Consider the following 14,817-nt stretch of genomic DNA (forward strand, 5'->3'; position numbering starts at 1 on the left):
CCCACATCTAGTGCCCACCGTTTACGGCGTGGACTACCAGGGTATCTAATCCTGTTCGCTCCCCACGCTTTCGCTCCTCAGCGTCAGTTGTGGCCCAGAGACCTGCCTTCGCCATCGGTGTTCCTCCTGATATCTGCGCATTCCACCGCTACACCAGGAATTCCAGTCTCCCCTACCACACTCTAGTCTGCCCGTACCCACTGCAGGCCCGAGGTTGAGCCTCGGGATTTCACAGCAGACGCGACAGACCGCCTACGAGCTCTTTACGCCCAATAATTCCGGACAACGCTTGCGCCCTACGTATTACCGCGGCTGCTGGCACGTAGTTAGCCGGCGCTTCTTCTGCAGGTACCGTCACTTTCGCTTCTTCCCTGCTGAAAGGGGTTTACAACCCGAAGGCCTTCATCCCCCACGCGGCGTCGCTGCATCAGGCTTGCGCCCATTGTGCAATATTCCCCACTGCTGCCTCCCGTAGGAGTCTGGACCGTGTCTCAGTTCCAGTGTGGCCGGTCGCCCTCTCAGGCCGGCTACCCGTCGTCGCCTTGGTGAGCCATTACCTCACCAACAAGCTGATAGGCCGCGAGTCCATCCCAGACCGAAAAACTTTCCCAACCCTCACCATGCGGTGGAGTCGCGTATCCGGTATTAGCCCCGGTTTCCCGAGGTTATCCCAGAGTCTGGGGCAGGTTACTCACGTGTTACTCACCCGTTCGCCACTGATCAGAAAAAGCAAGCTCTTTCATCACCGTTCGACTTGCATGTGTTAAGCACGCCGCCAGCGTTCGTCCTGAGCCAGGATCAAACTCTCCGTAAATGAATGGCGTACAACCACAAAACGTGGCATACAACATTACAGAGTACGTCTCCGAAAAGACTTATTTGACCTCTGACATCGAACAAAACATCATTGCTGACATTTCGTTGTCTACCAAAGGAATCCTGCACCCCCTCAAACGAAGGGATGCCGGGTTTTGGCATCGACATGTGGCACACTGTTGAGTTCTCAAGTTTCGGACGCGCACCGCCTCGACCCTTATTCAGGACCTCGCTCGGGGCAACCCTTCTAACTTACTCTCATCATTTCCCCGTGTCAAATCGGCCCCTCGGGCCTGACTTTCCACCAAAGAAACGAACAAGAGCTCGTCGGTGATCCTTCGAGTGGTGCGGGGCACGAATGCCCGCCGCTTCCATCGGATCATCGTCACCGGGGCGTCTCCTGCAGGACCTTGTTCAGTCCCTGCCTGGCGCGTTCCTCGTCGGCGACAGGTGAAAACATTACGCACCCCCGCCCCCACCGTCAAATCACCGGGATCTCGGGCGTGTCGCCGGTGATGGTGCTGGTAGATACAGGAAGGGGCCGGTCGTGGGCCTCGCGCCCGAGCCGGCTGGCACAGAAATCGCCCGAGGAATCTTGTCGGCCCCGGACGGGGCTAGACGGTGCCCCGCTCCACGATCTCGGTGGGCACCGTGACCCGGCCCGCGGGCTTGCCGTCGATCTCGTCGATCAGCAGCCTCACCATCTCCGCGCTCACGCGGTCGAAGGGCTGGCGCACGGTCGTGAGCGGCGGCTCGGTCTCGAGGGCGACCGGCGCATCGTCGAAGCCGGCCACCGCGACGTCCTCGGGGACGGCGATGCCGGCGGACCGCAGCACGTCCATCGCGCCCGCTGCCATGAGGTCGTTCGCGCAGAAGACCGCGTCGAACGGGATCTCACGCGCGAGCAGCTCACGCATCGCGTGCCGTCCCGACTCCCTGCCGTAGTCCCCGTACGCGACGAGGTCCTCGGAGAACGCCTCCCCCATGAGGTCGCGGAAGGCGCGCAGGCGCGAGGTGCCTCCCGAGGTGTCCTGCGGCCCCGCGATGTGGACGATCCGCGTGCGTCCCCTCGCGCGCAGGTGCTCGACCATGGCGCGCGCGCCGCCCTCGTCGTCCGCGGTCGCGAAGCCCACGCGGTCCTCGAAGCCGAGCGGCACGCCGGCCGAGATCACCGGGAGCTGCGCCTGCAGCAGCGTCGCGAGGAACTCCTGGCTGCCGCTGTGCGACGAGACGACGAGCGCGCCGTCGACGTGCCCGCCGGTGAGGTACTCGGTCGCGCGCCCCCGCTCCTCGAGCGTGTCGGCCATGATGAGCACGAGCGTCATGCCGTGCTCGGCGAGCGCGTCCGCGCACGAGCGCAGGATCTTGAGGAAGTTGGGGTCCGCGAAGAACCGCTCGTAGGACTCCGTGAGGAGGAATCCGATCGAGCCCGTGCGGCTCGTGGCGAGGGAGCGGGCGTGCGGGTTGATGCGGTAACCGGTCACCCGGATCGCGCGGTCGACCTGCGCCCGCGAGGACTCCGAGACCCAGTGGCCTCCGTTGAGGACCCGCGACACGGTGCCGCGCGACACCCCGGCCTCGCGGGCCACATCGTCGATGGTGGGCCGGCGTCCTCGGGGCTTCGTCACTGGCAGCTCTCCTCTTGTACGACTACGAGTATGGACTAGTACCGCTCTCAGTGCGGACCCGTGCCGCGTGCGCGTGTCGCCCCGCGCATCGTCCGCACGCGAAAGGGGCCCCGGCGAACCGGGGCCCCTCCAGCGACGCGGTGCTTAGCGAGCGCCCGCGCGGCGCTTGTTGTAGACGTCGAACGCGACCGCCAGCAGCAGCACGAGGCCCTTGACCACGGACTGCACGGACTGGTCGACGCCCATGAGCTGCATGCCGTTCGACATCACCGCCATGATCAGACCACCGACGATGGCGCCGGTCACGCGACCCACACCACCGGTGACGGCGGCGCCACCGATGAAGCAGGCGGCGATCGCGTCGAGCTCGAACATGTTTCCGGCGGCCGGCTGCGCGCCGTTCGAGCGGGACGAGTACACGATGCCCGCGACCGAGGCGAGGACGCCCATGTTGAGCATGACGCCGAAGTTGACCCAGCGGACCTTGACGCCGGAGAGCATCGCCGCCGCGAGGTTGCCGCCGACCGCGTAGACGTGGCGACCGAACACGGTGCGCTGCGTCACGAGCGAGTAGGCGATGACCAGGATCGCGAGGATGATGAGGACGTTCGGCAGGCCGCGCGCGTTGGCGAGCTGCCAGGCGAACCACATGACCACCGCGGCGACCACGACGAGCTTGACGATGAAGAGCGGGAACGCCTCGACCGGCTGCTCGTAGGCGATGCGCTGGCTGCGCGTACGCCATGCGGAGAAGAAGTAGCCCGCGACCGCGACGCCGAACACGACGAGCGTGAAGACGTCGTACCCGTCACCTCCCAACAACCCGTTCTGGAAGCCGCTCGCGATCTTCTGGTACTGCGCCGGGAACGGCGACAGCGAGATGTTGCCGAGCACCAGCAGCGTGAGGCCGCGGAACAGGAGCATGCCCGCCAGCGTCGTGATGAACGCCGGGATGCCGACGAACGCGACCCAGAAGCCCTGCCAGGCCCCGATCAGCACGCCGGTGCCGAGCGCGGCGAGCACGCCGCCCCACCACGGCACGTCGTGCTTGATCACCAGCACCGCCGAGATCGCGCCTGTCACGGCGACGACCGATCCGACCGACAGGTCGATGTGGCCGGCGATGATGACCATCACCATGCCGATCGCGAGGATCAGGATGTAGGAGTACTGCAGCACCAGGTTGGTGACGTTCTGCGGGCTGAGCGACGTACCTCCCGTGAGGAAGAAGAACAGCGCCACGATCGCGACGAACGCGATGTAGATGCCGCTCGTACGAATGTTCCGCGTGAGCAATTCCCGGATGTTCGCTGTGCCGGTCATGCCCGGACCTCCTTGTCCTTGGTTGCCTTCTCCTGAGTCATCAGGGTCATGAGCCCCTCCTGCGTGGCCTCGGCGACCGGCACCTCGCCGGTGACCACGCCGAACGCGAGGGTGTAGATGCGGTCGCACGTGCCGAGCAGCTCGGGCAGCTCGGACGAGATGATGATGACCGCCTTGCCGGCTGCGACCAGCCGGTTGACGATCGTGTAGATCTCGTACTTCGCACCGACGTCGATACCGCGCGTCGGCTCGTCGAGGATCATCACCTCGGCGTCCGAGTAGATCCACTTGGACAGCACGACCTTCTGCTGGTTGCCGCCCGAGAGGTTGCCGACGGTCTGCATGACCGACGGCGTCTTGATGTTCATCGAGCCGCGGTACTCCTCCGCGACCTTGATCTCCTTGTTGCCGTCCACCCAGCCGCGCTTGGCGAGCTTGAACAGGGCGGCCGACGAGATGTTGCGACGGACGTCGTCGATGAGGTTGAGCCCGTACCGCTTGCGGTCCTCGGTCGCGTACGCGAGGCCGTTCTTGATCGCCTCGGACACGTCGCGGACGTGGATCTCCTCGCCGTGCATGTACATGCGACCCGAGATGTCACGGCCGTAGGACCGGCCGAAGAGGCTCATCGCGAGCTCCGTGCGGCCGGCGCCCATGACGCCGGCGATGCCGACGACCTCGCCCTTGCGGACGTTGAAGGATGCGTTGTCGACCACGACGCGGCCCGGCTGGGTCGGGTGGTAGACGGTCCAGTCCTCGACGCGGAAGAGCTCGTCGCCGACGACGTGCTCGCGCTTCGGGTACCGGTTGGTGAGATCGCGGCCCACCATGCCGCGGATGATGCGGTCCTGGATGCCGGCCTCGTTCACCACGTCGATGGTCTCGATGGTGTGACCGTCGCGGATGATGGTGGTGCGGTCGCAGACCTCCTGGATCTCGTTGAGCTTGTGGGAGATCATGATCGACGTGATCCCGCGCTCCTTCAGCGTGCGCAGGAGACCGAGCAGGTGCTCCGAGTCGTCGTCGTTGAGCGCCGAGGTGGGCTCGTCGAGGATGAGCAGCCGCACGTCCTTGGACAGCGCCTTCGCGATCTCGATGAGCTGCTGCTTGCCCACACCCAGCTGGTTGACCGGGGTCGTGGGGTTCTCGTCGAGGCCGACCTGCTCGAGCAGGCGCATGGCGTCGTGGTTGGTCTGGTTCCAGTCGATCATCCCGTTCTTCCCGCGGCGCTCGTTGCCGAGGAAGATGTTCTCCGCGACCGAGAGGTACGGGATCAGCGCCAGCTCCTGGTGGATGATGACGATGCCCTTGTGCTCGGAGTCCGGGATCGAGTGGAACTTCTGGACCTCGTCGTCGAAGACGATGTCGCCCTCGTAAGTGCCGTACGGATAGACGCCCGAGAGGACCTTCATCAGCGTTGACTTGCCTGCGCCGTTCTCGCCGCAGATGCCGTGGATCTCGCCGTCGATCACGCTGAGCTCGACTTCGGAGAGCGCCTTGACGCCGGGGAAGGTCTTGGTGATCTTCCGCATCTCAAGGATGTGCTTCGGCATGTCTCACCTCCATGGTGTGAGAGGGGTCGGAGGGGAGGGAGCAGCGGTGCCGGCTCCTGGGAGCCGGCACCGCCGTCGACTTAGGCCACGCCCTTGTCGACCTGCTCCTGGGTCCAGTAACCGGAGTCGATCAGCAGCTCGGTCACGTTGTCCATGTAGACGATGTCCGACTCGAGGAGGTACGACGGCACGACCTTCACGCCGTTGTCGTAGGTCTCGGTGTCGTTCGCCTCGGGCTCCTCACCGTTGAGGTAGGCGGTCGCCGCGACGACGGCCTGCTCGGCGAGCTTGCGGGTGTCCTTGAAGATCGTGGAGAACTGCACGCCGTCCACGATCAGCTTGACGGACTCGACCTCGGCGTCCTGACCGGTCACGACCGGGAAGCCGTCCTCGACGGTGCCGGAGTAGCCGTTGTTCTGGAGCGCCGTGATGATGCCGCGCGACAGGCCGTCGTACGGGGACAGCACGCCCTCGACCTTCTTGTCGGTGCCCACGTAGTTGCCGGTCAGGAGGTCCTCCATGCGCTTCTGCGCGGTCTCCTGCTGCCAGCGCAGCGTGGCGGCCTGCTCGATGTCCATCTGACCCGACGGGACCACGAGGGTGCCCTCGTCGATGTAGGGCTGGAGCGTGTCCATGGCGCCCTGCCAGAAGAAGTGAGCGTTGTTGTCGTCCAGCGAGCCGGCGAAGAGCTCGACGTTGAACGGACCCGACGCGTCGCCCTCCGAGCCGTCCTCGTTGAGGAGGCCGAGGCCCACGAGCAGCGAGGTGGCCTGCTGCACGCCGACGTTGTAGTTGTCGAAGGTCACGTAGAAGTCGACGTTCTCCGAGTCACGGATGAGGCGGTCGTACGAGATGACCGGGATGCCCGCGTCCGCGGCGGCCTGGAGCTGGCTCGACAGCGCGGTGCCGTCGATGGCCGCGATGATGAGCGCCTTCACGCCGTTGGTGATCATGTTGTCGATCTGCTGCGACTGCGTCGGGATGTCGTCGGCCGCGAACTGCAGGTCGACCTCGAAGCCCTGCTCCTCGAGACCCGACTTGACCGCGTCGCCGTCGGCGATCCAGCGGGACGAGGTCTGGGTGGGCATCGCGACACCGATGGTGCCGCCCTCCTCCATCATCGCGCCGTCGTCGCCCGAAGCCGAGCTGTCCGAGCTGCTGCCCGCACCGCCGCCGGAGCACGCCGCGAGGCTGAACGCGAGCGCCGCACCGGCGCCTGCCGCCAGGAACTTCCTGAACTTCATATCTCCTCCTCGAGATACCGGCCCGCGCCATCGCGAGCCGTGCGCTTCACAGTGTGTTTGCGTTCACACGCAGAGTCAAACCTTATTCGTCACGATGCGGTCACAAGCCTGTGACACCTTGAATTAAATAGGTTTACCAGGGGCTTCGCGCTTTGACTGGGAGCGGTTACAGGTTTGCGACATGCCGTGCCGATGCGCGCGGCGGGCCGACCCGGGACCTTGGGCCCAGCCTCGAGAGGGCCGCGGTCGAGCGTCGGGAGCGGCCGGTGGCGCCGCCGACGGACCGCCCTGGGACCACCCGCGCCGCCGCCCGCGGCGCCGCCCTCGGGCCACGCCCCGGGCCACGCCCCGGGCCGCCCGGCGCATCGTCCCCGCCCCCGCCCAGCGCATCGTGCCCGGCCTTCGCACGACCCCGGAGACGACGGAAGGCCCCGGCCGGAGCCGGGGCCTTCCTGGGACGCGCGCTGGGGTCAGCGGCCGCCCATCGCGTAGTACGCGTTGTTCCAGCGGATCTGCTGCTCGAAGCCCTCGTACGTGGTGTCCTCGTCGATGACGAGGAGCTCGATGCCCACCATCTTCGCGAAGTCCTTGATCACGTCGATGCCGATCTGGTTCGACATCGCCGTGTGGTGCGCGCCGCCGGTCTGCAGCCACGACGCGACCGCCGTGGTGAAGTCCGGGCGGGGCGTCCACACCGCGTGGCCCACCGGGAGGTTCGGCATGGGCTCGGGCAGGTCGACGTTGTCGACCACGTTCGCCACGAGGCGGAAGCGGTCGCGCATGTCGGACAGCGCCACGACCACGGCCTCGCCCGCGTCGGCGGTGAAGACCAGGCGCACCGGGTCCTCCTTGCCGCCGATACCGAGCGGGTGGATCTCGAGGCGCGCCTTCTTCGACGACAGCGCCGGGTTGACCTCGAGCATGTGGGCGCCGAGCGACAGCTCCTCGCCGGGCACGAGGTGGTACGTGTAGTCCTCCATGAGCGAGGAGCCGCCGGGCAGGCCGGCACCCATCACCGCGCAGAGGTGCACGAGGATCGCGGTCTTCCAGTCGCCCTCCGCGCCGAAGCCGTAGCCGTCGGCCATGAGGCGCTGGACCGCGAGGCCGGGCAGCTGCTTGAGGCCGCCGAGGTCCTCGAAGGTGTCGGTGAACGCGCCGAAGCCGCCCTCCTCGAGGAAGGACCGCAGGCCGGCCTCGATCGCGGCCGCGTCGCGCAGCGACTGGTGGCGCTCGCCGCCCGGGAGCAGCTCGGGCACCACGTCGTACTCGGCGAGGTAGGTCTCGATGAGCGCGTCGACCGCCGCATCGTCCACCGCGTCCACGCGCTCGACGAGCTCGTTGACGCCCCACGTGTTGATCTGCGCGCCGAGCTTGACCTCGGCCTCGGTCTTGTCGCCCTCGGTGACGGCGACGAAGCGCATGTTGTCGCCGAAGCGCGCGACCTTGAGGTTCTTCGCGGCGGCGGCGCCGGCGGCGGCACGCGACCACACGCCGATGCGCTGCGACACGGCGGGCGTCGACGGGTGGCCGACGACGGTGGTGCGGGCGACGTTCATGCGCGACTCGATGTACGCGTACTCGCGGTCGCCGTGCGCGGCCTGGTTGAGGTTCATGAAGTCGAAGTCGATCGACGCCCACGGCAGCTCGCGGTTGGCCTGGGTGGCGAGGTGGAGCAGCGGCTTCTGGAGCGCGTTGAGACCCGCGATCCACATCTTCGCCGGGGAGAAGGTGTGCATCCAGGTGATGACGCCGATGACCTTGGGGTCCGCGTTGGCGGCCATGATCGTCTCGAGGATCTCGTCGCGCGACTTGACGACGGGCTTCCACACGAGGGTCACGGGGACGTCGCCGGACGCCTTGAGCGTCTCGACGACCTCGGTCGACTGGTCGGCGACCTGCTTGAGGACCTCATCGCCGTAGAGGGTCTGGCTTCCGGTGAGGAACCAGACCTCGTACTCGGCGAGGTTGGGAACGATGCTGGTCACTTACATGCCTCCCTGCGGCTTCTGGCCGTAGACGTTCTGATAGCGGTCGAACAGCGCGTCGATCTTCTCCTGGGGGATCTCGACGAGCTCGCCCAGTTGGCGGGCGATGTGGGTGGTGCGGGCGACGTCCTCGCACATGACGGCGGCCTTGACGGCGTCGCGCGCGTCCTTGCCGATCGTGAAGGGGCCGTGGTTGGCCATGAGCACCGCGCGCGAGCGGTGGCCCTCGAGGGTCGCGACGATGCCGCGGCCGATCGAGTCGTCGCCGATGATCGCGAACGGGCCGACGGGGATCTCGCCGCCGAACTCGTCCGCCATGCCGGTGATGTGGCACGGGATGGGCTCGTTGCGGGCGGCCCACGCGGTCGCGTAGGTCGAGTGGGTGTGGACGACGCCGCCGACGTGCGGCATCGCGCGGTACACGTACGCGTGCGCGGCGGTGTCGGACGAGGGGCTGCGGTCCGAGCCGGGCGTGCCGGGCACCACGTTGCCGTCGAGGTCGCACAGGACCATGTTGTCCGGGGTCAGGTCGTCGTAGTCGACGCCCGAGGGCTTGATGACGAAGTGCTGCGTGCCGGGCACGCGCTCCGAGACGTTGCCGCCCGTCCAGATGACGAGGTTGTAGCGGGTGAGCTCGCCGTGGAGCTTCGCGACCCTCTCTCGACTCTTGCGGATCGCGCTGACCTGCTCAGCGGTGAAGCTTGTCACGAGATGGACTCCTTAACCTCTCTGAGGCCGCCGTGGCCTCGCTGGGACTCGTGCCGCGTCACGACGCGCGTCGCGTCGACGTGAGAGCGGTGGTGGTGCGGGGCTGGCGCCCCTTCGAGGGGAGGTCGGTGGCGGCCGCCCCTGACCGCGCGCCGCGTTGAGCGCCGCTGGTCGGAGCGGTGCTCTGCTCAACCATCCTGGCCCCTTCGCGCAGCGTGTCGATCGTTGGTTTTAACGTTAACATACCGGTCCGTCAACAACGTCCGCGGGCCGTTCGTCCCGCCCGCCGTGCCTCACGCTAGCCCAGGCTCGCGGCGTCCGCGCGGCGAGGCACGATGCGCCGGTCGCCCGGCACCCGCCGGGTCTCGGAGGTCGTCGCACGAGCCCGCTCCCGCGGCGGTCGGCCCCGTGCCGGCGGCGGGCTCAGCCCGGCGCGGGCGCCGTGGAGTCGCGCACGACCAGCCACGGCTCGACGGACTCGAGCTCGCCCGGCTCGCGGCCGTTGATGATCTCCATGAGCGCCGTGACCGCGCGCAGGCCCACCTCGGTGAAGTCCTGGTGGACCGTGGTGAGCGCGGGGTGCGCGTAGCCGGACTCGGGGACGTCGTCGAAGCCGACCACCGAGACGTCGTCGGGCACGGTGAGGCCCCGCTCCTCGAGCGCGTGGATCGCGCCCATGGCCATGGGGTCGTTCGCGCAGAACAGCGCGGTGACACCCTCCTCGACGGCGAGCCCCGCGCGGTAGCCGGCGTCGGCGCTCCAGTCGCCCTCGAGGATCGGCAGCCGCTCGAGCCCGCGCTCGTCGAGGAACGCGAGGAAGGTGTCGCGGCGCAGCTGGGCCTCGGTGAGCCCGGCGATCCCCGTAATGTGCTGGAAGCGGCGGTGCCCCAGGTCGTAGAGGTGCTCGAGCGCGAGCCGCGTGCCCGCGACCTGGTCGACCGCGACCGAGCGCTCGGCGTGCGAGTTCCCCGTGAGGACGTAGAGGACCGGGACGTCCGTGGTGGTCTCGACGGCGGCGAGCACGTCCGGGTGCTGCGCCATCACGACCAGCGCGTCCACCGAGCGCGCGAGCAGGAAGTCGAGCGCCTGCCCCATCGACGAGGGCTCCCACGACGCGGTCGTGATGAGCGGCTTGAAGCCCACCCGCTTGGCGGCGTGCTCGATCGCGTAGAGCGTGCTCGTGGGGCCGAAGTGCGGCACCTCGGGCATGATCACGCCGATGACCTCGGAGCGCCCGGTCGCGAGCGCCCGCGCGGCCATGTTGCGGCGGTAGCCGAGGTCGCGGATCGCCTGGAGCACGCGCTCGCGCGTCTCCGGCCGGATGCCCGGGAAGTCGTTGAGCACGCGCGACACCGTCTGGTGCGAGACCCCCGCGCGCGCCGCGACGTCGTGCATGCTCGGGCCGCGGCCCGACTTGCTCAGCGAGGCTGGACGCTCGGGTGTCATGGCGGTCAGGTTAGCCCACGACCTGCAGGGACGATGCGGGGAGGAGGTCCCGCGCGCCCGGCCGACGGGAGCGCCCCGCGCCTCGTCCCGCCACCCGCCCCGGGCATCGTCCCCCGCGGACCTCGCGAGGCCGGTCGACGGTCGGTGCGGCATGCCTTCGCCGCGCCGCGGCGGGACCCGCCGCGGGGACCTCGGTCCCGTACCGCCGCCCGCCATGTTGACGATAACATCGTGGTCATCACCACCGGCAGGGCGCCCGCACGGGCGCCTCGAGACGCCTCGCAGCACCCGTGGCCCCCATGGGAGCATGGACGCGGGCGCCACGGGTAGCCCGCGCCGGCCGCAGCATCCGATGGAGGAACCGTGATCGACATCCCCTCGCCCGAGTCCACCGCTCAGGCCTTCGAGGACCGCTACGGACGCCGGCCCGACGGCGTGTGGTCCGCGCCCGGCCGCGTCAACCTCATCGGCGAGCACACCGACTACAACGACGGCCTAGTGTTCCCGTTCGCGATCGAGCGCCGCACGTGGGCCGCGATGGGCCGCCGCGACGACCGCATGCTCACCGTGCACTCCGGCGCGATGCCCGAGCCCGCGCAGGCCTCGCTCGACGAGCTCGGCCCCGAGCGCTTCGACGGCTGGAGCGCGTACGTGTTCGGCGTCGTGTGGGCCATGGAGCAGCGCGGCGTCGACCTCGCGGGCCGCACCGGCTTCGACATCATGCTCGCCTCGGACGTGCCGCTCGGCGCGGGCCTGTCGTCGAGCGCCGCCATCGAGTGCGCGGTCGCGATCGCGCTCAACGACGAGTGGGAGCTGGGCCTCACCCGCCGCGAGCTCATCTACATCTGCCAGCTCGCGGAGAACGGCGCCGTCGGCGCGCCGACCGGCAACATGGACCAGACCGCCTCGCTCATGGGGGAGGCCGGCCACGGCGTCCTCATCGACGTGCGCGCCGAGACCGCGGACCCGGTGGCGCTGCACTTCGCCGACGAGGACCTCGAGCTGCTCGTCATCGACACCCGCGTCCACCACGAGCACGCGACGGGCGGCTACGGCGCCCGCCGGAAGTCGTGCGAGGACGGCGCCGCCGCCATGGGCGTGGGTTCGCTGCGCGACCTCACCGAGGCGGACCTCCCCCGCGCCGTCGAGGTGCTCGACGACGAGACGTTCCGCCGCGTCAAGCACGTCGTCACCGAGAACGGGCGCGTCGCCCGCACCGCGGAGGTCGTCGCCGCCGACGGCCCGCGCGCCATCGGCGACCTGCTCGTCGCCTCGCATGCCTCGATGCGCGACGACTTCGAGATCTCGGTGCCCGAGCTCGACCTCGCGGTCGAGAGCGCCCTGGCGAACGGCGCCATCGGCGCGCGCATGACCGGGGGCGGGTTCGGCGGCGCGGCCATCGCGCTCATCGACGCGAACCGCGCCGAGGAGGTGGAGGCCGCGATCGAGGCGGCCTTCGCCGAGGCCGGCTTCACCGCGCCCATCATCTTCGTGGTCAACCCGTCCGCGGGCGCGCACCGCGACCTCTGACCCGACCCGCACCGCCCCCGCCTCACCCAAGGAGAGAAATGACCTGGCTCGTCACCGGCGGCGCCGGCTACATCGGCGCCCACGTCGTCCGCGCACTGCGCGAGGCCGGCATCGCCCCCGTCGTCGTCGACGACCTGTTCAGCGGAGTCGAGTCCTTCGTGCCGGAGGACGTGCCGTTCATCAAGGCCTCGATCCTCGACACCGATGCCGTCGAGGCGGCCCTGCGCGAGCACGGAGTCACCGGCGTCATCCACTGCGCCGGCTACAAGTACGCGGGCGAGTCCGTGAAGTTCCCGCTGCTCAACTACAGCATCAACGTCGAGGGCACCCGGTCCCTGCTCGAGGCGATGGAGCGCGCGGGCGTCACCCGCCTCGTCTTCTCCTCGTCGGCGGGCGTGTACGGCAACTCGGGCGTCGACGTCGTCACGGAGACCACCCCCACCACGCCCGAGTCGCCCTACGGCGAGTCGAAGCTCATCGGCGAGTGGCTCATCCGCGACCAGATCGTCGCGACCACCATGGCCGGCGCCCCGCTCGCCGCGACGAGCCTGCGCTACTTCAACGTCGTCGGCTCGGGCTACGCGGACATCTGGGACGCGTCGCCGCACAACCTGTTCCCCAAGGTGCTGTTCGCGATCCAGGCGGGCAAGGCGCCGCAGGTCAACGGCACCGACTACCCCACGCCCGACGGGACGTGCGTGCGCGACTACGTCCACGTGAGCGACCTCGCGGCCGCGCACGTCGTGGCGGCGCAGCGCCTCGAGGCCGGGGACGCGCTCGAGCCGGTCTACAACCTCGGCTCGGGCGCCGGCACGTCGGTGCGGGAGATCGTCGACGCGATGGTCGCCGCCACCGGCACCGACAAGACGCCCGTCGAGGGCCCGCGCCGTCCCGGCGACCCGGCCAAGATCGTCGCCGACGGCACGCTCGCCACCCGCGACCTCGACTGGCGGATGCGGTACACCGTCCAGCAGATGGTCGACAGCGCCTGGGCCTCGCACCCCAAGGGCTGACCCGCCCCCCCTTCCCGTCCCGACGGTCCGCACGGAACGTGCCGCGACGCGCCGCGGCGAGGGGACGATGCGCCGGCTGCGGCCGGCGTGTCGTCCCGAGATCCGTGCGGGCCGTCGGCGTGTGGGGGACCTTCGCGCGCGCGGACGCCCGCGAGCCCGACTAGATTCCCACCCAGTCCTCACCCCTCCCCCGCATCAAGGAGAACCATGAGCATCATGACCTGGACCGTCCACGGCGACGGCAGATCCGTCAGCCCCGGCGAGGCCGTGGCCCCCAAGGAGCGCCTCAGCTGGCCGCGCACGATCGGCATCGGCGCGCAGCACGTGCTCGCGATGTTCGGCTCGACGTTCCTCGTGCCCGTCATCACCGGCTTCCCGCCCACCACCACGCTGTTCTTCTCCGCGGTGGGCACGGTCCTCTTCCTCATCATCACCGGCAACCGCCTGCCCTCGTACCTGGGCTCGAGCTTCGCGTTCCTCGCCCCGATCGCCGCGGCCCAGGCCTCGGGCGGGATGGGCGTCGCGCTCGGCGGCATCGTCATGACCGGCCTGCTGCTCGCGCTCGTCGGCGCCGTGGTCCACTTCGCCGGCACGCGCTGGATCGAGATCACGATGCCGCCCGTGGTGACCGGCTCGATCGTCATGCTCATCGGCCTCAACCTCGCGCCCGCCGCGTGGGGCATGGTCCAGGCCTCGATCGGCACCGCGCTCGTGTCCGCGGCCTCGGTGGTCATCGTGACGGTGCTGTTCCGCGGCATCCTCGGCCGCCTGTCGATCCTGCTCGGCACCGTCGTCGGCGGCATCGTCGCGGCGCTGCGGGGCGAGTACGACCTGTCCGCCGTCGGCGACGCCGCCTGGTTCGGCCTGCCCGAGTTCACGGCCCCGCAGTTCGACCTCACTGTCCTCGCGCTCTTCATCCCGGTCGTGCTCGTGCTCGTCGCGGAGAACATCGGCCACGTGAAGTCCGTCGCCGCGATGACCGGCGACGACCTCGACCCCGTCACCGGCCGCGCGCTGCTCGCGGACGGCCTCGCGACCACGGTCGCGGGCCTCGGCGGCGGCTCCGGCACCACCACGTACGCCGAGAACATCGGCGTCATGGCCGCGACCCGCGTGTACTCGACCGCGGCCTACTGGGTCGCCGCCGGCTTCGCGCTGCTGCTGAGCCTGTCGCCCAAGTTCGGCGCGCTCATCGCCGCGACCCCGACCGGCGTGCTCGGCGGCCTCGCGACCGTGCTCTTCGGCATGATCGCGGTGCTCGGCGCGCGCATCTGGGCGCAGGGCAAGGTCGACTTCGGCAATCCCGTCAACCTCATGTCCGCGGGCATCGCGCTCGTCGTGGGTGCCGCCAACTACACCTGGGTCGCCGGCGACATGACCTTCGAGGGCATCGCGCTCGGCACCGCCGCGGCGCTCGTGACGTACCACGTCATGGCCGCGATCACCCGCTGGCGTCACGCCGACGACGCGGTCGCCTCGCCCGCCTTCGTCGAGGGCGACGAGCACTAGCCACGGCACGATGCCCCGGTCGCCTCGGCAGGAGGCGGCCGGGGCATCGTCACGTCCGGGGG

10 protein-coding genes and 1 rRNA gene are annotated in these 14,817 nt (G+C 69.1%); 3 read left to right on the top strand and 8 right to left on the bottom strand.

Features of this window, described 5'->3' with window-relative positions:
- The 8 genes from AOM07_RS09240 to AOM07_RS09275 form a co-directional block, all read right to left on the bottom strand.
- Positions 1 to 814, bottom strand: a 16S ribosomal RNA gene (locus tag AOM07_RS09240); the annotation flags it as partial.
- Positions 815 to 1,430: 616 nt separating this feature from the next.
- A complete protein-coding gene (locus tag AOM07_RS09245; RefSeq protein WP_369401212.1) occupies positions 1,431 to 2,444 on the bottom strand; it encodes a LacI family DNA-binding transcriptional regulator in 1,014 nt (337 codons plus the stop codon).
- 144 nt (positions 2,445 to 2,588) lie between these two features.
- Complete coding sequence (gene mmsB, locus AOM07_RS09250; RefSeq protein WP_062313083.1) at positions 2,589 to 3,767, bottom strand: multiple monosaccharide ABC transporter permease; 1,179 nt, start codon at positions 3,765 to 3,767, stop codon at positions 2,589 to 2,591.
- Positions 3,764 to 5,320, bottom strand: a complete 1,557-nt coding sequence (mmsA, locus tag AOM07_RS09255; protein ID WP_062313086.1) for a multiple monosaccharide ABC transporter ATP-binding protein — start codon at positions 5,318 to 5,320, stop codon at positions 3,764 to 3,766. Before mmsA ends, mmsB begins: the two co-directional genes overlap by 4 nt.
- An 80-nt stretch (positions 5,321 to 5,400) precedes the next feature.
- Positions 5,401 to 6,564, bottom strand: coding sequence for a multiple monosaccharide ABC transporter substrate-binding protein (chvE, locus tag AOM07_RS09260; RefSeq protein ID WP_062313089.1), 1,164 nt, complete (start codon positions 6,562 to 6,564; stop codon positions 5,401 to 5,403).
- A gap of 470 nt (positions 6,565 to 7,034) precedes the next feature.
- On the bottom strand, positions 7,035 to 8,549 hold the full coding sequence (gene araA / locus AOM07_RS09265) for an L-arabinose isomerase (protein WP_062313091.1): 1,515 nt from the start codon (positions 8,547 to 8,549) through the stop codon (positions 7,035 to 7,037).
- Positions 8,550 to 9,257 (bottom strand): L-ribulose-5-phosphate 4-epimerase, encoded by a 708-nt coding sequence (locus AOM07_RS09270; RefSeq protein ID WP_062313093.1) that lies wholly within the window; start codon positions 9,255 to 9,257, stop codon positions 8,550 to 8,552.
- 423 nt (positions 9,258 to 9,680) lie between these two features.
- Complete coding sequence (locus AOM07_RS09275; protein WP_169748147.1) at positions 9,681 to 10,703, bottom strand: LacI family DNA-binding transcriptional regulator; 1,023 nt, start codon at positions 10,701 to 10,703, stop codon at positions 9,681 to 9,683.
- Between the two features lie 363 nt (positions 10,704 to 11,066).
- Here AOM07_RS09275 and galK point away from each other — a divergent pair, with 363 nt between their 5' ends.
- From galK to AOM07_RS09290, 3 genes are all read left to right on the top strand, one after another.
- A complete protein-coding gene (galK, locus tag AOM07_RS09280; protein WP_439644920.1) occupies positions 11,067 to 12,233 on the top strand; it encodes a galactokinase in 1,167 nt (388 codons plus the stop codon).
- Positions 12,234 to 12,271: 38 nt separating this feature from the next.
- On the top strand, positions 12,272 to 13,246 hold the full coding sequence (galE, locus tag AOM07_RS09285; protein ID WP_062313097.1) for a UDP-glucose 4-epimerase GalE: 975 nt from the start codon (positions 12,272 to 12,274) through the stop codon (positions 13,244 to 13,246).
- Positions 13,247 to 13,453: 207 nt separating this feature from the next.
- Positions 13,454 to 14,755 carry a uracil-xanthine permease family protein gene (locus tag AOM07_RS09290; protein ID WP_062313099.1) on the top strand — a complete coding sequence of 434 codons (1,302 nt, stop codon included), beginning with the start codon at positions 13,454 to 13,456 and terminating at the stop codon, positions 14,753 to 14,755.
- Positions 14,756 to 14,817: the final 62 nt, after the last annotated feature.

Source organism: Demequina rhizosphaerae (genome assembly GCF_000971255.1).
GTDB classification, from domain to species: Bacteria; Actinomycetota; Actinomycetes; order Actinomycetales; family Demequinaceae; genus Demequina; species Demequina rhizosphaerae.